Source organism: Helicobacter pylori, from assembly GCF_014496485.1.
Lineage (GTDB): Bacteria > Campylobacterota > Campylobacteria > Campylobacterales > Helicobacteraceae > Helicobacter > Helicobacter pylori_DD.
In genome coordinates this window covers 1-18,885 of sequence record NZ_JACTAX010000009.1, presented here as the reverse complement: position 1 = coordinate 18,885, position 18,885 = coordinate 1, and the positions used below count along the sequence as shown (strand labels likewise).

Genomic DNA, 18,885 nt, shown 5'->3' with positions numbered 1-18,885 from the left:
CCTAGCTTATCCCCAATAAATCCTGTGCCATTTTGTGAGAAGTCTCATGCAAGTTGATTTTATACTGGTTATTTTCAATCGCTTTCTTGATCTCAGCTACCCTATCAAGAGCGGCCTCATTGTTTTCAACTTTTTCATTCTTTTCCACACGCTTGTAATTCCCCAAAGACTGCACCGGAGCAAGAGAAGAAACGGCATTGATCATTGTAAAATCCTTTAATTTGATATTCATTCCATTACAGCAAATATCGGCAAAAAAGAAAAAAAGTTAATGGATTTTTGAAATCTGTTTTTGCAATTCCTTACCAAATTTCTTGGTGGTGGTGATGGGTTTTTTTCCGGTTTCTGCCACAGAGCCAAACGATTGCGATTGCAAACTTTTAAACATAAAAAACATTAAAAAAATTAAAATATAACAAAATAAAAAAAAGCAAATGGTAGGGAATAGCCAATTCTTGAGATTAGAGCTATTCATGACCTTGCCTTTTAAATACTCCTATACCTTACTACCCATGCGAACATGAGCAACCACAACCCCCACCTTTCTTTCCGCCATGACCCCCATGACCGCCACAGCAACCTGTCCCACCGCCATGGTGTGAAGCTAAAATTTCTTCTTCGCTCACTTCCCTAAAACCTAAAACCTTGAAACGGAACGCTAAAGTTTTCCCGGCTAACGGGTGGTTATAATCCACCATCACATGCGTGTTGCTAAAGTCTTTGATAGTGGCTTGAATGGTTTGATTGTCTTCAGTTTGCCCAAAAACGCTCATGCCTTTTTCTAATTCAATGCCTTCAAATTGATCTCTAGGGACTTCTTGCAAATAGCTGCTTTCATAAACCCCATAAGCTTCCTCTGGGGCGATGACAACCTCTTCCCACTCGCCAATTTGAGCCTTTAATACCGCTTTTTCTAACCCTGCTATGATTTGATTAGCGCCTATAATAAACTCTAAAGGCTCTTTAGAAATATTGCCATCTAGCACTTCGCTAGAGCCTTGTTCTCTCACTTCATATTCAATCAAAGCGGCTTGCTTGATTGATTCTAAATCATGGTTTTGCATGGTGGTGTTTCTCCTTGTTTTCTAAGATTTTTTGTGCCATTTTAGCTTGTTCGCTTGAAGGATACAAGTGCTGCAAAGTGTTTAAAAATTTATAATAGTTTTGATCGTCTTTGATTTTTTTAAACGACCATGCCGTATGCCACAAAAGCACAGGCATGTAAGACGCTTTTTTATTTAAAAGAGCGCTCTCTTTGTAATACTTGATCGCTTCTTTATATCTCTTTTCCCCATAAGCCACTTCTCCAAGCGCATAACGCACATAATAAAGTCTGTAACTATTGGCTTCTAACCACAACAAACGCTCTTTGGCTTCTGCATAGGATTTGTTTCTAAAAAAAGACAGGGCTTCTTGAAAGATCTCTTTTTGCTTGGACAGATCTTTATCAAACTCCACTTTCGCCTTTTCTTGGGTTTTTTTCTCTTGATTTTTTGGGGTTTCGGCTTTCAAAGGGGGGTTCTTATTGTCCGGAGCGCTTGATTTGAGCGGCTTTTCAGCTTTTTCCTCTTGTTCTTTGAGGGCTTTTTGGATTAAGGCGATTTGTGAAACCAAATCCTGGCTTAACTTGGTCAATAATTCACTCATCTCTTTATTTTGCTTGTCTAACTGCTGGATAGCTTGCTGGTTAGCGTGAATCTCATTCCTCAAATCCTCTAAAGTTTGCGATTGCTGCTTGAGCGTGTTAGCTTGCACTTCTTGCGAGGCTTTTAAGGCTCGCAAGGATTCTTCTTGGGAAAGGATAGCGTTATTGAGATCTTTAATCTTATTAGCCTGCCCTTCATAAACGCTCCTTAGACCCTCTTGAGCTTGAGTGTTAGCCTCCACTTGCGAATGGATTTTGGTCAAAATATTGGAAAAATTCTTGCTATTGACTTGCAACTGCTTGAGTTCTTTTTTGGTCGCTCCGCTTTGCAAATCAAACGCTGAAGGCTCCCCATTGAGAAAAAAGGGAGTGATAAAAGGGATAAAAAAAAGCCTTTTCATCCTAGAATTACTTCACTAATTTGACATCCACTCTTCTGTTTTCTCTGTAGCATTCTCTAGTTTTTTGGACGCATTTGGGTTTGGTTTCACCAAAACTGATGGTTTTGATCATATCTTTTTCTACCCCTTTAATGACTAAAGCGTTTTTCACGCTCAAAGTCCTTTTAACGCCAAGCGCTTGGTTGTATTCGCTAGATCCAAATTCATCGGTATTGCCTTCCAAAAGCACTTGCATGTGGTTTTCTTTAGCTTTTTGCACGATCTCATCTAAAGTCTCTTGATCGGATTCTTTGATTTCATACTTGTCAAAATCAAAATAAATAGAAGCAATGATAGTCCCGCTCTCAACAGCCGGCTTTTCTTCAACCACTGGAGCTGGCTCTTGTTTAGGCTCTTCTTTCTCTGGAGCTGGTTCTGTAGTAACAGGCGCAGTCTGAACCGTTTTAGCACTCACATCGCCAGCCACAGTCTTATTATCCATTTTATGACTACAGCCAGCTACCAATAAAAAAGCTACCAAAAAACTAAATGCAGAAGATCTCTTCATTATAAATTCTCCAAGAATCAAATTTTAATAAGTGTAAATATTAACTCATATTCGCTTAATTTAACCTTACCAATCAAAGGCTTGTATTTTCACATTCTTTAAAGGGAATAAAAAACTCTGATTATAGTCTAGCAAAATAAGCCCCATGGCGTATTCTTGGGGTGTCTTTTTGATATACATGATATTTCTCCCATCCGTAGAAAAACGAGGCATCTGGTTAGAGCCATTCACGGTAAGCCTGCGGATATATTTGCTGTTTAGAGTGATCAGATTCAAATTAAACACCGTTTTGCCAAATTCATTAAGGTTTTCTCGGCTCACATACACAATACTATCTTTATAAGCGTCAATGGATTCATTGCTTCTTCCTTCATAAAGGAGTTGCTCCGCACTTTCTTTTAACCCCAATTTCTTCATGTAGATGTTAGGATAACCGGATCTATCCGAAACAAAAGCCATAGACTTGTCATCTTCTAAAAACACTCCTGAAACATCTATCCCAGGATAGCGCGTTATTTTAGTTTTAGTTTTTTTATGCGTGTCATACAAATACACATCCGGTTGGCCATCAGGGGCTAAAGACATTAAGATTTTAGAGCCATCAGAACTCACGCTAGAGACCACAGCCATTCCTTGAGAGCTAGCGATATTCTCATGAGTGGCTTTTTGAATGTTGTATTTTAAAATCATGGGCGTTCTTTCGCCATACTGCGTGTAATAAAACTCCGTTTGCTCAGCGTTCGCCCATTTAGGGAAGATATTGAGTCGGTTGTTTTTGATGATTTCTTTTTGATAACGCATCGTATAATCGGCTAAGGCGATATTTGTGATTCCTGGTCCAATGTATTTAGAAAAAACAATAAGGCGCTTCATCCAAGCGATAGAAGGGGCTTTTAAATAATCATTCACCACAATGGCCATGTTGTGCGCTGCAAAAGGGTATAGATCTAAACTTACAATGGGGTAGTCAAAAGTCTTTTTGAGCGTTTCTGTATCCACATCATAAAGTTTTAATCGTGAAATTTTATTGCCGTTTTCTAAAGCCACGCTCACAAGCGCTACAAGATGGACTTTTTTATCTTTGAGTTCTGCGTAATTGATAGCACCTTGATCCTTGTTTTGAGAAACATCAAAATGCTGGCTAGTCTTTAAATCATTCGCCAAGACTTCATGCAATTTTAAAGCGTAATTGGCATCGTTATCTATAGAGTAGCGCACTTCAATCTTAGGAAGTTTTTGAATGGTTTTAATAATATCTAGTGTTTTATCTGTTGCAAAAAGCCCTATAGTGTGTATTAAAAAAAGCCATAAATACCTCATTGTTCTTCCTTAGTGGTGAAATTAACTTGAATAGAAATCATGTTTCCTCCAGGATATGGGGGGAAATCCACTTTCTTTAAATCATTTAAAAGGGTCATCACACTCTTGTTATAATCCTTAAAATCAGAGTAGCTAAGAATGGTATAATCAAACTCCCCATCTTTAGTGATCATAATCAGAGCGCTCACTGAAGCCTTGTGATAAAAAACCCCTTTCCAACCTTTATATAAAATCTGATAGATTTGAGCGTACCACTCTTGGTAAGCCTTTTCATCAACCCCATCTTGTTTAGGAATTTGCAAATCTAAAGTTTTGTTTTTAACGCTTTCTAGTTTTTGCGCGAATTGATCCAAATTCTGTTGCAAACCTTTCAACATCTCTTGATTTTTTTGGTTTTGCTTTAAGCGTTGCTGTTCTTTTAAACGCCTTTGCTCTTCTTCTTGCTCATTTTTTTGCTCATCTTTTTGAGCGTTTTTGTCTGTCTTTTCTTGAAAATCATTGAGTGAAGAAAAAATATCTTCAAGGCTTTCTTCTTGCTCTTTAGGATCAATAAAATCGCCCTCCTTATCAGTTGCATTTTTTTCAACTGCTTTTTCATCTTTTTTTTCTTCTGCTTTTTCATCTTTTTTTTCTTCTGCTTTTTCAGCGATTTTTTCATCTTTTTTTTCATCGCTTGGCAAATCTTCTAAATTCAAATCAATGACTTGTTCGTTTTTTTTGCCCAAATCCAAAAGGATTTTCTCCGCTTCTTTATTATGCCTTTCTAGCAACAAACCATATAATAACAAAGCATAGAGCAAGAACGCTAAAAAGCCAGAAACAACAAAGATCGCGCTCTTACTCATGCAAATTAGCCCTACTTTTTAAGGACTTGTGATTAAAGAAACTTTTAAAAAACCCGCTTCTTTAATCGTTTTTAGCAAATAAATCACTTTGTCATAAGTCAATCGTTTGTCCGCGCGGATACTAACCCTAGTATCTTTATCGTATTTCTTAGAAAGCAAGTTGAAAGTATCCGGGAAAGAGTTGTATTCATAGGTTTGACTATCTATATAGATTTTTGCGTCTTTATCCATGCGGATCTCTATCATTTTATCTTGAGTGGCTCTAGCAGTTTTTGAACCAGAAGGCAAAGCAATCTCTTCTTTATAAGTGAGAGTGGGCGTCGTTACCATAAGAATAGCCAATAAAACAAGCATCACATCCACTAAAGGCGTGATATTGAGTTCTGGCTTGTCTTCATCCCAATAGTTATCATAATTCATAAAAACCTTCTAACTCCCTATTTAAGATATTTATAAAATCCCCTTAAAGCTTTATTTTTTAGAAGACAAAATATCCACTTGCATCTGCACATAAACCGATAAATCATACACCTTGCGTTTTAAAATCAAGTAAAAAGAATAGGCTGGAATGGCCGCTAAAATACCTGCAGCGGTGGCGATAAGAGCCTTAGAAATAATGGGCGCGATCACCCCAAAAGAAGCTTGACCTAATGCGCCCAAATTGTTAAACGCTTCTAAAATTTCAACCACCGTCCCAAACAAACCAATAAAGGGGGCTGTAGAAGAGATAATGCTTAATACCACTAAACCCGTCGTGCTTTGCTTAAGAACTTGATGTTTCCAAGCCTGCAACAATTCATTAGAATACCTCTTGGCTTCATCATTTCTTTTTTTATTAAACATAAAATGCTCTGGAGCGTCTTGTGCTCCATTAAGAATGTTAGACAAAGATTGCATCTCGCGCTTGAGTTCAATCTTTAACACAATGCTCTTATACAAAAAGACCCATAAAGTCATCACCAAATAAAGCGAAATCCAAACTAAAACAAGCGTGGTAACAAACCCACTCTTATTGAAAAAATAAACGATTGAATCTAACATGATTATCCCCTTAAAGAGACTCAATCTTAGCAAGCACGCTAGAAACCGCTAACCTGTCAGAGCTTGCGTCCTCTAAAAGCTTTTTAGCCCTAGAGATAGCATCATCTCTGTCGTCTGATCCTTTTTTAATAAAGACCGCCCCATCGGCTAAAATATCCACCCGTTCTTTGGTAACTTCTGCATAACCCCAATTGATCGCAATGTGCTCTTTTTGGTTTTCAGCTTCAATCTCAATCACTCCCGCTTGAAGTAAGGTGATCATGTTGCTATGCCCATAAAGCACCCCAAATTCCCCTTCAACTCCTGGCAACACAACGCTTTTAACCTCTCCTGTATAAACTTCCCCCTCAGGAACTACCACACTAATTTTCAACAAAGCCATGGCAAAACCCTTAGGAATTTTTCATGTTTTTAGCTTTTTCTAAAACCTCTTGAATGCTGCCCACCATGTAAAATGCGTTTTCAGGAATGTGATCGTATTTGCCCTCTAAAATCCCTCCAAAGCCCTCTAAAGTCTCTTGAAGGGTTACATATTTACCGGGACTTCCCGTAAACACTTCAGCCACAAAAAACGGCTGGGATAAAAACTTCTCAATTTTTCTGGCTCTCTCAACAATCTTTTTATCCTCTTCGCTCAATTCGTCTAAGCCCAAAATCGCAATAATGTCTTGCAAATCCTTGTATTTTTGCAAAACTTGCTGGATACCGGTAGCGATTTCATAGTGCTTCTCGCCGATCATTTGAGGGCTTAAAATCCTTGAAGTGGAATCCAAAGGATCAACTGCTGGATAAATCCCTTTTTCAGCGATCTTTCTATTCAACACCGTAGTCGCATCTAAGTGCGCAAACACCGAAGCAGGGGCTGGGTCAGTCAAGTCGTCTGCTGGCACATACACCGCTTGAACGGAAGTGATAGAGCCATTTTTAGTGGAAGCGATGCGCTCTTGCAGTTTCCCCATTTCCCCGGCTAGCGTGGGCTGATACCCCACGGCTGAAGGGATACGGCCTAGTAGCGCACTCATTTCCGCACCGCTTTGAGCGTATCTAAAGATGTTATCAATGAACATCAACACATCTAAGCCCTTTTCATCACGGAAATACTCCGCCATCGTCAAGCCGGTGAATGCGATGCGATTCCTTGCGCCTGGTGGCTCATTCATTTGCCCATAGCACAGCGCGACTTTGTCTAAAACGCCCCCTTCTTTCATCTCAAAATACAGATCATTCCCCTCTCTGGTGCGCTCCCCCACACCCGCAAACACCGAATACCCGTTATGCTTATAAGCCACATTATGGATAAGCTCCATAATGATCACCGTTTTCCCCACGCCAGCCCCACCAAACAAGCCTACTTTACCGCCCTTAGAATAAGGCGCGAGCAAATCAATGACTTTGATACCGGTTTCAAACATTTCTGTTTTAGTGCTTTGCTGCTCAAAACTAGGGGCTTTTCTGTGAATGGGCCAAGTTAAGGACGGCTTAAGAGGCTCTAAATTGTCAATGCTCTCGCCCACAACATTAAAAATGCGCCCTAACACTTCTTCGCCCACAGGCACTTCAATCATTTTGCCACGAGCTTTGACGGCTTGGTTACGCACTAAGCCTTCTGTCATATCCATAGCAATCGCTCGCACCCGATTACCTCCCAAATGGGCTGCCACCTCTAAAACTAAAGCTTTTTGAGTGCCATTGACTTCAAAATTAATGTCTAACGCTTCAAAAATCGCCGGTAGATAGGATTCAAATTCCACATCTACCACCGGGCCTAAAACCTGAATGATTCTACCTTCCATCGCTTTCATCGCTCCTTATTTTAATGTAATTTTTATTTTAGGGCTTCTACGCCAGCATTGATTTCTACTAGCTCGGTCGTAATCGCCTCTTGTCTGGCTTTATTATAAGAAATAGTTAAAGTTTTAACCAAATCTTTAGCGTTATTCGTCGCTGTATCCATAGCCTGCATTCTAGCGCTATGCTCTGCAGCTAAAGAATCAATCAAAGCATAGTATAAACTATACTCCACATATTTTTCTGCTAAAGAGTCTAAAATTTCATCTTCACTCCCGCTTGGCTCACTAGTAATAGTCTCTTGCGTCTCATTAGGCTGAGGGTTTTGGTGGATGATTTTATACCCAATAGGCAAAATTGTTTTGACTCTTATTTCTTGAGTGATCATGTTTTTAAAGCCATTATGAATGATAATCACCTTATCGGTTTTCCCACTCAAATAATCCTCTACCACTTTTTTCATGAATTCCTGCGCGCGTTCATAATTAGGCATAGAACTCAAATTATTGATCTTGTCTAAAACCTCTATCCCGTTAAAGCTAAAATACTCATTACCCTTTTTACCAATACCGCGCAAACGCACTTTAATGTCTTTTTCTTTGTATTCATTCGTGCATGCTAAAACTTTTTTAATGGTATTGGTGTTAAAGCCCCCACAAAGCCCCTTATCGGCTGTGATAAAAATAATATCCACTTTTTTGATTTCAAGTCTTTCTAGTTCCCTAAAATACTTGCTTTGAATGTCTTCAATCCCTTGATTTTTCATCTTGGATAGCACATCATCAAACACAGCGTCTAGTTTTAGTGCATACGCTCTGGAATTTCTTGCAACTTCTTCAGCTTTTCTTAGCTTGGAAGTGGAAACGAGTTTCATCGCATGCGTGATTTTTTGCGTGTTTTTAACGCTTCCAATTTTCTTTCTAATGTCTCTTAAATTCGCCATATTCTAGCCGTCTCCTACTCGCTATAAGTGAGCTTAAATTCCTCTAAGACTTTTCTTAGCATGGCTTCTAAATCCTTATCTAGCGCTTTTTTAGTGTGGATTTCTTCTAAAACTTGGGGGTATTTTGCTTCCAAGAAAGGGTGCAGTTGCTCTTCAAAATCCACGACTTTTTTCACGCTCACGCTATCTAAAAAGCCCTTAGCTCCAGCATAAATAATGACCACTTGCTTTTCAATAGGCAAGGGCGAATAAGGGGCTTGTTTCAGCACTTCCACCATGCGTTGCCCCCTTTCTAATTGCTTTTTACTCGCTTCATCTAAATCAGAAGCGAATTGCGTGAAGGCTTGCAACTCTCTGTATTGCGCTAAATCCAGGCGCAAAGTCCCTGAAACCTGCTTGGTCGCTTTGATTTGAGCGGCCCCTCCAACCCTTGAAACCGACAAGCCCACATTAATAGCCGGGCGGATCCCTGAATAAAACAAATCCGTTTCTAAGAAAATTTGCCCGTCTGTAATAGAAATGATATTCGTAGGGATATAAGCTGAAACATCGCCCGCTTGAGTTTCCACAATAGGGAGCGCGGTCAAAGAGCCGGCACCCTTTTCATCGCAAAGTTTAGCCGCTCTTTCTAAAAGCCGTGAGTGGATATAAAACACATCTCCAGGAAAAGCCTCCCTACCTGGGGGTCTTCTCAAAATCAAAGAAATTTCTCTGTAAGCGACAGCATGCTTACTCAAATCATCATAAATAATTAGGGCATGGCGGGCATGATCTCTAAAGTATTCCCCCATAGCCACACCTGAATAAGGGGCTAAATATTGCATCGCAGCTGAATCGGAAGCCGAAGCGTTGATCACGACGCTGTATTCCATCGCCCCGTATTCTTCTAATTTGCGGACCACTTGCGCGACAGTGGATTCTTTTTGCCCAATAGCCACATAGATACAGATCACATTTTGCCCTTTTTGGTTAATGATCGCATCGATCGCTACGGTGGTTTTACCGGTTTGTTTATCCCCAATAATCAATTCCCTTTGCCCGCGCCCAATAGGCACTAACGCATCAATGGCTTTAATGCCAGTTTGCAAAGGCTCATGCACCGATTTCCTGTCCATAATGCCCGGGGCTTTTTGCTCTATTAGGCTAAACTCATTCGTTTCTATCTCACCCTTGCCATCAATAGGCTCACCCAAAGCGTTCAACACACGCCCTACAACCGCATCACCAACAGGAACTTTCATCAAACTCTTCGTGCGTTTAACGCTAGTCCCCTCTTTAATATTGTTGCCAAAACCAAACACAATCACGCCAACGCTATCTTCTTCTAAGTTAGCTGCAACGCCCTTATCCCCTGTTTCAAACTCCAGCACTTCATACGACATCACACCATTTAAGCCATAAACCTTAGCCACACCATCAGCGTATGAAACGACTTTTCCTACTTCAGCCATATCGCAATCAAGTTCAAAATTCTTGATTTTTTCTTCAATAACCGAGCTGATTTCTTCCAATTTTAGTTGGGACATTATCTTTATCTCCTTAGATTGATTAAATAGATTGAATAACCTGTTTTTCTATTTTCTTTAAAATATCTTCTTTAGAAAAGCCTATTTCTAAATCCAGGCTTGAAACGCTCAAAGAAACCCCTTTTTTAGACCAAGTGTCTTGAGTGATTTCTACAGGAGCGTTAAAACGCGCTTGCAATTTTTGTTGCACGGCTTCTAGTTCATTATTTTCAAGCTTTTGTGGGACTAAAAGTGTGGCTTCTAAAGTCCTTTTAGAATCAAAAGACAGCTCTTCAGCGACTAATTCCAACATGTCAAGCCGGTTATTTTTTAACACCACTTCCATTACAGGCTTTAAAACTGAACATGCTTTTGTGGGAGTTATTTTTTCTAAGATTTCAAATACAACCTCTTTTTTAACTTTTAAAGAAACATGAGCTAACACCTGGTTGAGTTTGTGTAATTTTATGGCTTCTGCTGCATTTTTAAGCCCTACAACGATTTCTTCCAATAACGCTAGATCGCTTTTAGTGTGGTTTTTCAACGCCTTAGCATAATGCTTAGAGATCACTTTTAAATCTTGCATTTAAAGCCTTTGTTTCAAAATATTCACGCAATCTTGCGCATTGAAAGAGACTTTTTTGCTCTCTCTTAGATCTTTAAAAACGCTTTCAACCAGCTCTCTTTTGATCTTTTTAACTTCTAAATCCATCAACGCCTTAGAATTTTTGATCAAATTTTCCACATCCATTTTGGTTTGCAATTCGTATTTTTGCGTGATCGTGTAAGCTTCTTTATTCGCATCAGAAATAATTAATTCAGCTTTTTCTTTGGCTTGCTCTAATTCTTTTAAGAGTTTTTTCTTATTTTCTTTACTCACTTTGAGTTGGGCTTGAATTTCTTCTAAGCGTTTGGAGATTTCAAGGCTTTTGGAGTGCAAAAACGCTCGCAGTTTTTTAGCCAAAAAATACCACAAAATCCCTACAAATAAGAGAAAATTTAAAGAACGCTCTATAATATCTGTTTGTGAAATATCCAATCCAGTAGCGCACAAAGGGCTTAAAAGGATCAAAAACCCTAACACCATTTTAACTACAAACATCCATCAACTCCCTAAACCCATAGCCACACGCTTGTTTAACTCGTCTTCAAATACCGGCATTTGCGCTTGCAACTGCTCTTTTAAGACTTGCTTTTCATTTTGTAATTGCTTTGCAAACGCTTCAAACTCTTGATTGAGTTCGTTCTCTTTTTGCTTGATCACAGCGTCATAGGACTCTGTGGCTTTTTGAATCGCTTCTGCTATCACTTCCCTACGCTTTTCAGCCGCTTCTTTAAGAAGAGTCTCAATTTGATGGCCAATCTCCACGCTTTGGGCATTATCCGTTTTGATTTTAGCCAAGCTGTCCTTTATCTCTGCCTGTCTGTTATCCATAAAAGCCAACAAAGGCCTATACACCCAAACATTCATCGCCCACAACAATAACACAAACACCACAAAAACGACCGCCATTAAATAGGGGTTAACCGATATATTCATAACCTATTTCTTTCCTAAAATCCTACAAAATATTTGAAACTCGCATTTGTTATAAAAACATTAACTCTATCTTAACAAAAAATCGCTTAAAATTTGAGGATATTCAAGCGTTAAGACATCATTTTTTTCATAAAAGCCTCTAAAAGAGAATTTTCATAACATCGTAAAATGATTTTATTCCCTTTCAAAACCGCTTTAAGCTTGTAATGATCCCACAAACTTTGATTAAAGCGTTCTAATTCATCTTCAGCGATGAGCGTTTGGGTTTCTTTGAAACCATGTTTTTTATTTTCACAATTTGCGTTTGTTTTAAAATCACGCGTTAAATCTTCTGTCTGGCGCACGCTGAGTTTCTGCCCTATGATGGAATTTAAGATCAATTCTTGTTTTTCTTCATCCAAACCCACCAAGACTTTTGCATGCCCTGAAGTGATTTTTTCTTCTAAAAGAGCGTTTTGAACCTTAGAAGAGAGCGTCAATAAACGCATGATATTGGCCACATGGGCTCGGGATTTTTTAACGATTTTAGACAGCTCTTCTTGGGTCATTTGATAGCTTTCTAGCAATTCCTTATAAGATCTAGCCAACTCTAAAGGGTTTAAATCTTCTCGTTGGATATTTTCAATCAAAGCGACTTCACGCATTTTTTCTTGCTCAATATCCACAACAATCGCCTTAATCGTAGGCATTTTAGCTAATTTGCTCGCTCTTAAGCGTCTTTCACCGGCGATCAAATGGTAACGCCCGTTCTCACTCACCACTAAAACCGGTTGCAACAAACCATGTTCTTTAATGGATTGTGCTAATTCTTCTAAAGAATCTTCGCTAAAGATTTTTCTGGGCTGGTAAGGATTAGGCATCACCTCATCAATACCAAGCTCCACAACCCGATTCGCTCTTTCATACAGCCCCTGCTCATACACTTCATTGATTTCAGGGAAAATATCCGCTAAACCCCTACCCAACACTTTATTTTTTGCCATATGCTACCCTTGAAGAATGCTTTGAGCTAATTTTTGATAAGCGATACTGCCATTAGATTTAATATCATAGAGCAAGATGGGCTTACCAAAACTAGGCGATTCCGCTAGCTTCACGCTTTTAGGGATCATAATATACTCTCCTGTAGCTGAATCTCTAAAAAACTCTGAGTCAAAATACTTAAACAATTCCGCTAAAACCCCTTTTGTCAAATTGAGCTGAGGGACATGCATTGTGGGTAAAAAACCTCTGATTTTGAGCTTAGGGTTCGTGCTTTTTTGCAACATTCTAATGGTGTTAAGCAATAATTTAGTGCCTTCAAGGGCAAAAAATTCGCATTGGATAGGAATGATCACCGAATGGGCTGCTGAAAGCGAATTGATCGTGAGAGGCCCTAGAGCTGGTGGGGAATCAATAATGATATAATCATAAAGCCCCACCACGCTCTCTAAGGCGTTTTTGAGCATGAGTTCGCCTCGTTTGTTCTCATCTTGGCTGTCATAAAAGGTTTTTTCAAACCCGGCCAAACCCAAATTAGAAGGCACTAAATCCAAAAAAGGCATTTGGGTTTTTAAGATCACTTGAGAAATTTGCTTACGGCCAATCAACACATGATAAATATCATAGTCAATTTTATCGCGCCTAAAACCCAAGCTTGAAGTGGCGTTGGCTTGAGGGTCAAAATCAATCAACAAAATTTTTTTTTCATGCGCCGCTAAAGAAGCCGCTAAATTAACCGCTGTTGTCGTTTTGCCCACACCCCCTTTTTGATTAGCCACTGCAATGATTTCACTCATCATACTCACATCCTATCATAAATCTTACCTTTAATACAAATGCGGCCGTCTTCTAACAATTCCGCATCTTTCAAACTCATCACTTCGCCCCAATCATTATGGAAACTAAAAGAGTTGCTTCTATGAAATTCTAACGCATACTTACTTAAAACTTCCCCCCAAAACAGATTTTCTTCTATTTTTTTTAAAAAGCCTTCTATAATTAAATCATCGCTTGCGACAATATCTAAACATGCCCATTTCTTTGAAACCCTATTCACGCCAATCCCACACACCCGCATGCCTTTATAAATATTAACCAGCACGCCCCCTATTTTTTGACCCCCCAAATACAAATCGTTAGGCCATTTAAGCCATGTTTGAGAGCCTAATTCTTTTAAAACTTCTTTGAATAAAAACCCTAAATACAAAGCGTTCGCTTGCATGGGTAAATCTTTAGGCAAATCGCTTGCGTTTAAAGCGAGCGAAAAAGTCAAAGCGCTTTTTGCACCCTCCCAAATATTCCCCCTACTGCCTATCCCAGCGCTTTGGTTTTTAGCCAAGATCAAAATAGGGGCTTTGAGTTCATTATTTTTGAGTTTTTCTAAAAGATAGGTTTGCGTGGAAGGTAGGCTATCAAAAACCCTTTTTTCACATTTTCTCATACCAAAATACCGCCCACTTTCAAACGCTTGCCATTCAAATAATCCTTCGCTTTCAAGGGCTTTTTACCCACCGCTTGCAACCTTGCTATACGCACGCTACCCTTCAAACAACCCACAAGAACGCCTTTTTCATCAATTTCTAAAATCTCGCCTTCCTTGTGGCTCTTTTCATTCTCCACCAACCCCACTTCTAAAAGCTTAAGGTTACTTTCTAAAAAGATTTCTGGCCAACTCTTAAACGCAAGCGATTTTAAAAACAAGCTTTTAGCGTCTTTAAAACCCACTAAACCATCGGCTTTAGTGATTTTTTTACAAAAAGTAGCTTGCGTGTGATCTTGAGGCTTTCTTGTGATGGAATGAAAATTTTTGAGCGTTGAAAGGAGTAAATCCGCTCCCATATGCGCTAATTTTAAACTTAAAGCGTCTAAATTCAAATAATCTTCTCTTAAAAATGAAGTGCTTTCTAAAATATCCCCGCTATCCAATTCCAAATCCATAAGCATGGTGCTTATGCCATAGATCTTATCGTCATTGAGTATCATCTCATGAATGGGCGAAGCCCCCCTGTATTTAGGCAATAACGACGCATGCGCATTGATGCAAGGAGCGATGGTTAAAATCTCTTTAGGCAAAATCTTACCATAAGCCACCACCACGATAAAATCAGGCTTCAAGTCTTTTAAAATTTGAACCTCAGGCTCTTTCAAACTTTGTGGCTGGAAAATGGGGATATTTAAATGATTTTCTAAAATGTATGTTTTAGTCTCTGGGGCTTTCAATTCTTTTTTGCGCCCAAAAGGTTTATCCATCTGCGTGAATAGCCCCACCACTTCAATATGGTTATTTTTATTTTCAACCAACGCCCTTAAGATCACTTCAGCAAACCCCGGCGTTCCCATAAATACGATGCGCATGTTATCCCTTGTTTTTAGTTTTTTTATCCACACTCTCCATATAAGATTTTGTTTGATAAGGATTTAAAATTTTCATAGCATTAATAGCTATTTTGGCAAACTCTTGGACATTTTCAAGTGAAATTTTATAAGGGCTAAAAAAATCCATAACGCTTCCATGACTATCTAAATGCAAGCCTTTTACGATCCTTAAAAATTTTTTAAAAAGCATATCTTTATTTTCTATATTACAATTATTATCCTCATTAAAAGGTAGATTTGAAAAATTCAATTCAACTTCTCTATTTGCTGTTTCTATCAATTTTTTAATCTTGCCTTCATCAAAAATGCTATTCGCTCCAAGAAAAGAATCAATAAAGTTAATCTTTAAAAAACCTTCCAATAAAATCCTTACTTTGTTCCCATAATTTATAGCTTCGTTAAAATTATCTTGCACTTTTTCTTTTTTCGCAAATGCATACACTTCTTTAAATAAAAGCAAGTAGAAAGTGTCAAAATAACCAACCACTTTATTTTTACAAACAATTTTTAATTGATTTTGATGGCGTTCTAATTGGAAATAGCGAGCATTTTTGCCTACCATATTGATTAAGCGTGCCATAAAAGTATGATTATGAGTTAAAACAAAGACTTGTGCTTCTTCATCTTTTTCTAATGCTTCCCCTACTAGTTCTTGATTGATTTTTGCCACTATATTAGAAGTGTTATAAATCCTTTGCTCATCTAAACTGGATATAGGATCATCTATGACAACAACCAAATTTTTTAAATTCTCTTTTTTATAAAATGATTTTAAACGTGCTAAAAAATACGCAAACGCAAGCGTGGTTTTTTCACCATCGCTTAAAATCATCCTAGCCTCACTATTTTCTAAAGCATCAGAATTTAAAACAATTCTATAGTCTTTATTCAAAGAATATTTAGGCAAATTTAAAACTTTAAGATAGTTATTAATGATTTCAATATCAGGGCGTTTTTGATCATTTAACTCTTTGAGTTTATTGTCAATTTTTTCTAAAAGACATTTTAATCTCTTATGCCCACGATCTAAAACTAATAGTTTTCTCTCAGCCTCTTTTTTACTCTTTTGCCAATCGTAGCTATCATGTTTAGCCTTTTTAATCCTTGCTTCTTTCAGCTTGGTTTTTAATTTTTCTAATTTCTTTTTTTGCTCTTTCTTTTGGTTTAAAATCTTTCCAGTCTCACCAACACATTGTTGGATATTTTCCTGAATTTCCAACAATTTTTTATCTATCTCTTGAAATTTTCCCTCATTTTTAACTCCCTCTTTTTTATCCACTTCTTTTTGAAGTTCTTCTAATGAATCTTTTATTTGCTCTAACGCATTTTCTAAACTTTTCTTTTCCTTTAAAAAATCCTCCATGAAAGGTTCAAATCTTTCAAATGATTGCAATATTTCCTTTATATTCCATTGATTTAAAATATTTTTTAAAGTCCCACTAATCTCTAAAGAATCTTGATTGAATTGTTCAATACTCTTATTAAAGTAACTTGTATAAGCTTGAATAAATAATATTATTGGTTATTTTTTGAGTGCAAAAAGGGCATGCATTATCAGGCATCTCTTTTTGTAATTTTATTCCTTTCTCAATAAATTCTCTTCCAACCTTGCTAATATGCTCTTTAATTTTCTCTGAAACCTGCCCCGCCTCTTTATCTATATCAAAAGAAAATAAAGATTCTAACTTATCTTTTATTGTTTGATAATCTTTAGGCAATTCCATTTCTTTTAAACCATCAAATTTTTTCATGGCTTCATTCAATTTATTAAAATCTTTTTCCAGATCCGTTAATACATCTTCTTGATATTTAAATTTATCCTTTGACACTTTACAGGAATTATTTATTCCAATCTCATCTGGTGTTATTTTAATGGTATTTGAAGTCATTTTTTTTCGTATTTTTTCTATTTCTTTATCATATTTTTTAATTTCACTTTCTTGCTTAGCGCTTAAGGTATTCTCAGAGTCGTTCTCGTCTTTAATTTTCTTTTGTCTTTTTTCTACTTTCCCCCTACAATCTTTTAATTGATTGATTTCTTTCGTTTCTTCGCCCAAAACCGAGCCTTCTAAAATGATTGTGCCATCATCTAGTTTTTTAAGTCCAAACTCACTATTTAAAGGCGCGTTATTGTGCAAAAAATCGCTATTATAAATTTCAACCTTAAAGGGTGGCACTCTAATATCGCTATTTGGCTCTATTTTATAGCTTCTATCTTCGCATTCAAACTCAATACTTGGGGATTTATCAGCAGAAATGGTGCGATACTTTTCAATGTGCTTATTTTTTAGAATCAGTAACTCAAAAGCCCTTGTCAAGCTTGTTTTTCCGCACCCATTATTTCCAAAAATGATATTACAGTGTTTAAACTCATCCATTTCAATCATGTCTAAACCACAAAACGCCTTAAAAGATTTTATCTTTTTGATATTGATCGCCATATTTTTTCTCGCTTTTTTCTTTAATTTTTCTTATACAACTCAATTAGATACAAAATTATATCACTCTAAATCTTCCCCATCATACCCAAGCTCTAGCGCCTTCACTTGCCCAATAGCATTACCCGCAATGCCCTTGATAGAGCCATACATGTTAATCGTGCCCTCAAACACTTTGTCAATTTGTTTTTCCCTGCTTTTCCAGATCCTAGCCATCGCGCGTTTTTCGCTTTCTAAATCCGCTCTCAATTGCTCAAACCCCTCTATAATCGCATTCACTTGCATAAAAAATTCAGAGCTTGTTAAATAATGATAGAGCAGATTCACTTTATCGCCCTTATTTTCCTGACTTTTTTTAGCCAAACCCACTTGAATAACCCCCTCTCTTAACACCGCGCTCAACCCCTTAAACTCTTCAAACGAACACACCCACACCCCTTCAAATAACCCCATCCTCTCCATCTCTTTAGGCAACGCTTCGCTCACAATGACCCCCACATCAGCCCCAATCTCTCGCATGTCGCTTTTAAGCTTTTCAACCCAAGCTTTTTGAAATTCTTTAGTGCGTTTGCTCTCATAATAAATTTTCCCGCAATTTTGAAATTCCCTAGTGTGCACCACTTGAATGCAATCGCCCCCTCTTTGCCCTTTTTTGATTTCTTCAACACTATCTAGGGGGAATTTTTGCCTCAAAAACTCTTCAATCGCTAATTCTTGCACCTCGCCTTGGAATTGCTGTGAGCTTAATTCTGCCTTTCTTTGAGCGTTTTTCAACTCGTTTCTTAACATTTCTAATTGCTCTTCTTGCTGCTTGAATTTCAATTCATTTTTTTCATGCAAGGCTTTTTCTATTTTTTCCCTTTCCAGATCCAATTTTTCATTCAATTTTTTTTCATTTTCCGCTTTCAATCGGCTCTCTGCTTCGTTATTTTCTCTTTTGAGCCTTTCAATTTCCGCTTCTTTTTGGTGCAATTCTTGGACTTGTTTGGACTTCTCGTCTAATTCTTTTTGCAACAATTCCAAGCCCTTTTGCTGCTCTAAAAAAGCGTTTTTCCTAGCTTCTTCAATGATTTTAGCCCTTTCATCTTGCAAGGCTAAAGCGCTCGCTTGTTTGACCGCCTCATCAAATTTGGCCTTTTGCTCTTTCTCTCGCTCTTTTAGGGCCTCTTCTTTTTGCTTTAACATTTTAAGATGAGTGTGATACTGCGCTCTTTTTTCATTCACTTCTTTTTCAAACTCTTTCTGTTGGGCTAAAAACTTATTTTGATTTTCTAGCTCAATCTGTTTGTATAGCGCTTCTCTCACATCAATGAGCGTTTGGCACTTGGGGCATGTGATTTGATTTTCTTGCATGATTTTCCTTTAAGATTTGGTTTTTTATATTTTATAATAGAATCGATTTCTAATTCTTATGGGTTATGCGTTTTAAGGGTGCTACTTCTATGTTTTTGGTTTTTAGACGCTTATTATCTCACGCAAGAAAGGTCATTCAGGGAGCAATACCAATGGCTGATA

The 18,885-nt window shown here is 37.8% G+C and carries 21 protein-coding genes and 1 pseudogene; all 22 read right to left on the bottom strand.

Annotated elements, in window-relative coordinates:
- Window position 1: 1 nt before the first annotated feature.
- Window positions 2-205 (bottom strand): flagellar biosynthesis anti-sigma factor FlgM, encoded by a 204-nt coding sequence (locus tag IC572_RS05670; RefSeq protein WP_001864146.1) that lies wholly within the window; start codon window positions 203-205, stop codon window positions 2-4.
- Window positions 206-268: 63 nt separating this feature from the next.
- Window positions 269-475, bottom strand: a complete 207-nt coding sequence (locus tag IC572_RS05665; RefSeq protein WP_001088955.1) for a hypothetical protein — start codon at window positions 473-475, stop codon at window positions 269-271.
- 31 nt (window positions 476-506) lie between these two features.
- Complete coding sequence (locus IC572_RS05660) at window positions 507-1,064, bottom strand: FKBP-type peptidyl-prolyl cis-trans isomerase (RefSeq protein ID WP_001179287.1); 558 nt, start codon at window positions 1,062-1,064, stop codon at window positions 507-509.
- Entirely contained in the window at window positions 1,051-2,046 is a 996-nt protein-coding gene (locus IC572_RS05655) for a tetratricopeptide repeat protein (RefSeq protein WP_187855337.1), read from the bottom strand. The genes IC572_RS05660 and IC572_RS05655 overlap by 14 nt, the downstream gene beginning before the upstream one ends.
- A 7-nt stretch (window positions 2,047-2,053) precedes the next feature.
- Window positions 2,054-2,593: an outer membrane protein Omp18 gene (locus tag IC572_RS05650; protein ID WP_021174766.1), complete on the bottom strand. Its 540-nt coding sequence runs from the start codon at window positions 2,591-2,593 to the stop codon at window positions 2,054-2,056.
- A 66-nt stretch (window positions 2,594-2,659) separates the two neighbouring features.
- Window positions 2,660-3,913 carry a Tol-Pal system protein TolB gene (gene tolB / locus IC572_RS05645; protein ID WP_140609165.1) on the bottom strand — a complete coding sequence of 418 codons (1,254 nt, stop codon included), beginning with the start codon at window positions 3,911-3,913 and terminating at the stop codon, window positions 2,660-2,662.
- On the bottom strand, window positions 3,910-4,758 hold the full coding sequence (locus IC572_RS05640) for an energy transducer TonB (RefSeq protein ID WP_187855336.1): 849 nt from the start codon (window positions 4,756-4,758) through the stop codon (window positions 3,910-3,912). Before IC572_RS05640 ends, tolB begins: the two co-directional genes overlap by 4 nt.
- An 18-nt stretch (window positions 4,759-4,776) precedes the next feature.
- Window positions 4,777-5,178, bottom strand: coding sequence for an ExbD/TolR family protein (locus IC572_RS05635; protein ID WP_001105106.1), 402 nt, complete (start codon window positions 5,176-5,178; stop codon window positions 4,777-4,779).
- A gap of 51 nt (window positions 5,179-5,229) precedes the next feature.
- Entirely contained in the window at window positions 5,230-5,799 is a 570-nt protein-coding gene (locus IC572_RS05630; RefSeq protein ID WP_187855335.1) for a MotA/TolQ/ExbB proton channel family protein, read from the bottom strand.
- A gap of 10 nt (window positions 5,800-5,809) precedes the next feature.
- Window positions 5,810-6,181: an ATP synthase F1 subunit epsilon gene (gene atpC / locus IC572_RS05625; protein ID WP_187855334.1), complete on the bottom strand. Its 372-nt coding sequence runs from the start codon at window positions 6,179-6,181 to the stop codon at window positions 5,810-5,812.
- A gap of 10 nt (window positions 6,182-6,191) precedes the next feature.
- Window positions 6,192-7,592 carry a F0F1 ATP synthase subunit beta gene (gene atpD, locus IC572_RS05620; RefSeq protein WP_187855387.1) on the bottom strand — a complete coding sequence of 467 codons (1,401 nt, stop codon included), beginning with the start codon at window positions 7,590-7,592 and terminating at the stop codon, window positions 6,192-6,194.
- 32 nt (window positions 7,593-7,624) lie between these two features.
- Window positions 7,625-8,530, bottom strand: coding sequence for an ATP synthase F1 subunit gamma (atpG, locus tag IC572_RS05615; protein ID WP_000002181.1), 906 nt, complete (start codon window positions 8,528-8,530; stop codon window positions 7,625-7,627).
- 14 nt (window positions 8,531-8,544) lie between these two features.
- On the bottom strand, window positions 8,545-10,056 hold the full coding sequence (atpA, locus tag IC572_RS05610) for a F0F1 ATP synthase subunit alpha (RefSeq protein WP_000080506.1): 1,512 nt from the start codon (window positions 10,054-10,056) through the stop codon (window positions 8,545-8,547).
- A gap of 22 nt (window positions 10,057-10,078) precedes the next feature.
- A complete protein-coding gene (locus IC572_RS05605; RefSeq protein ID WP_187855333.1) occupies window positions 10,079-10,621 on the bottom strand; it encodes a F0F1 ATP synthase subunit delta in 543 nt (180 codons plus the stop codon).
- Window positions 10,622-11,137: a F0F1 ATP synthase subunit B gene (locus IC572_RS05600; RefSeq protein ID WP_000498438.1), complete on the bottom strand. Its 516-nt coding sequence runs from the start codon at window positions 11,135-11,137 to the stop codon at window positions 10,622-10,624.
- A 3-nt stretch (window positions 11,138-11,140) separates the two neighbouring features.
- Window positions 11,141-11,575: a FoF1 ATP synthase subunit B' gene (locus IC572_RS05595; protein WP_001027605.1), complete on the bottom strand. Its 435-nt coding sequence runs from the start codon at window positions 11,573-11,575 to the stop codon at window positions 11,141-11,143.
- Between the two features lie 110 nt (window positions 11,576-11,685).
- Complete coding sequence (locus tag IC572_RS05590; RefSeq protein WP_187855332.1) at window positions 11,686-12,558, bottom strand: ParB/RepB/Spo0J family partition protein; 873 nt, start codon at window positions 12,556-12,558, stop codon at window positions 11,686-11,688.
- Window positions 12,559-12,561: 3 nt separating this feature from the next.
- Window positions 12,562-13,353 (bottom strand): chromosome partitioning ATPase Soj, encoded by a 792-nt coding sequence (soj, locus tag IC572_RS05585; RefSeq protein ID WP_001879503.1) that lies wholly within the window; start codon window positions 13,351-13,353, stop codon window positions 12,562-12,564.
- A 5-nt stretch (window positions 13,354-13,358) separates the two neighbouring features.
- The gene (locus IC572_RS05580) at window positions 13,359-13,997 is read right to left on the bottom strand and encodes a biotin--[acetyl-CoA-carboxylase] ligase (protein ID WP_187855331.1); all 639 of its coding nucleotides are present in this window, start codon (window positions 13,995-13,997) and stop codon (window positions 13,359-13,361) included.
- Window positions 13,994-14,911 (bottom strand): methionyl-tRNA formyltransferase, encoded by a 918-nt coding sequence (gene fmt / locus IC572_RS05575; protein ID WP_187855330.1) that lies wholly within the window; start codon window positions 14,909-14,911, stop codon window positions 13,994-13,996. Before fmt ends, IC572_RS05580 begins: the two co-directional genes overlap by 4 nt.
- A gap of 1 nt (window position 14,912) precedes the next feature.
- A pseudogene (locus IC572_RS05570) lies at window positions 14,913-17,373 on the bottom strand (AAA family ATPase).
- A gap of 60 nt (window positions 17,374-17,433) precedes the next feature.
- A complete protein-coding gene (locus IC572_RS05565; protein WP_187855329.1) occupies window positions 17,434-18,723 on the bottom strand; it encodes a DUF2130 domain-containing protein in 1,290 nt (429 codons plus the stop codon).
- Window positions 18,724-18,885 lie beyond the last annotated feature (162 nt).

Bases quoted from the DNA above. Each gene is read 5' to 3' on its own strand.
- IC572_RS05590 (WP_187855332.1), bottom strand. From the start codon at position 12,558: ATGGCAAAAAATAAAGTGTTGGGTAGGGGTTTAGCGGATATTTTCCCT.
- IC572_RS05605 (WP_187855333.1), bottom strand. From the start codon at position 10,621: ATGCAAGATTTAAAAGTGATCTCTAAGCATTATGCTAAGGCGTTGAAA.
- soj (WP_001879503.1), bottom strand. From the start codon at position 13,353: ATGAGTGAAATCATTGCAGTGGCTAATCAAAAAGGGGGTGTGGGCAAA.
- IC572_RS05670 (WP_001864146.1), bottom strand. From the start codon at position 205: ATGATCAATGCCGTTTCTTCTCTTGCTCCGGTGCAGTCTTTGGGGAAT.
- atpC (WP_187855334.1), bottom strand. From the start codon at position 6,181: ATGGCTTTGTTGAAAATTAGTGTGGTAGTTCCTGAGGGGGAAGTTTAT.
- atpD (WP_187855387.1), bottom strand. From the start codon at position 7,592: ATGGAAGGTAGAATCATTCAGGTTTTAGGCCCGGTGGTAGATGTGGAA.
- atpA (WP_000080506.1), bottom strand. From the start codon at position 10,056: ATGTCCCAACTAAAATTGGAAGAAATCAGCTCGGTTATTGAAGAAAAA.
- IC572_RS05640 (WP_187855336.1), bottom strand. From the start codon at position 4,758: ATGAGTAAGAGCGCGATCTTTGTTGTTTCTGGCTTTTTAGCGTTCTTG.
- IC572_RS05635 (WP_001105106.1), bottom strand. From the start codon at position 5,178: ATGAATTATGATAACTATTGGGATGAAGACAAGCCAGAACTCAATATC.
- fmt (WP_187855330.1), bottom strand. From the start codon at position 14,911: ATGCGCATCGTATTTATGGGAACGCCGGGGTTTGCTGAAGTGATCTTA.
- IC572_RS05660 (WP_001179287.1), bottom strand. From the start codon at position 1,064: ATGCAAAACCATGATTTAGAATCAATCAAGCAAGCCGCTTTGATTGAA.
- atpG (WP_000002181.1), bottom strand. From the start codon at position 8,530: ATGGCGAATTTAAGAGACATTAGAAAGAAAATTGGAAGCGTTAAAAAC.
- IC572_RS05565 (WP_187855329.1), bottom strand. From the start codon at position 18,723: ATGCAAGAAAATCAAATCACATGCCCCAAGTGCCAAACGCTCATTGAT.
- IC572_RS05580 (WP_187855331.1), bottom strand. From the start codon at position 13,997: ATGAGAAAATGTGAAAAAAGGGTTTTTGATAGCCTACCTTCCACGCAA.
- IC572_RS05655 (WP_187855337.1), bottom strand. From the start codon at position 2,046: ATGAAAAGGCTTTTTTTTATCCCTTTTATCACTCCCTTTTTTCTCAAT.
- IC572_RS05650 (WP_021174766.1), bottom strand. From the start codon at position 2,593: ATGAAGAGATCTTCTGCATTTAGTTTTTTGGTAGCTTTTTTATTGGTA.
- IC572_RS05630 (WP_187855335.1), bottom strand. From the start codon at position 5,799: ATGTTAGATTCAATCGTTTATTTTTTCAATAAGAGTGGGTTTGTTACC.
- IC572_RS05665 (WP_001088955.1), bottom strand. From the start codon at position 475: ATGAATAGCTCTAATCTCAAGAATTGGCTATTCCCTACCATTTGCTTT.
- tolB (WP_140609165.1), bottom strand. From the start codon at position 3,913: ATGAGGTATTTATGGCTTTTTTTAATACACACTATAGGGCTTTTTGCA.
- IC572_RS05600 (WP_000498438.1), bottom strand. From the start codon at position 11,137: ATGTTTGTAGTTAAAATGGTGTTAGGGTTTTTGATCCTTTTAAGCCCT.
- IC572_RS05595 (WP_001027605.1), bottom strand. From the start codon at position 11,575: ATGAATATATCGGTTAACCCCTATTTAATGGCGGTCGTTTTTGTGGTG.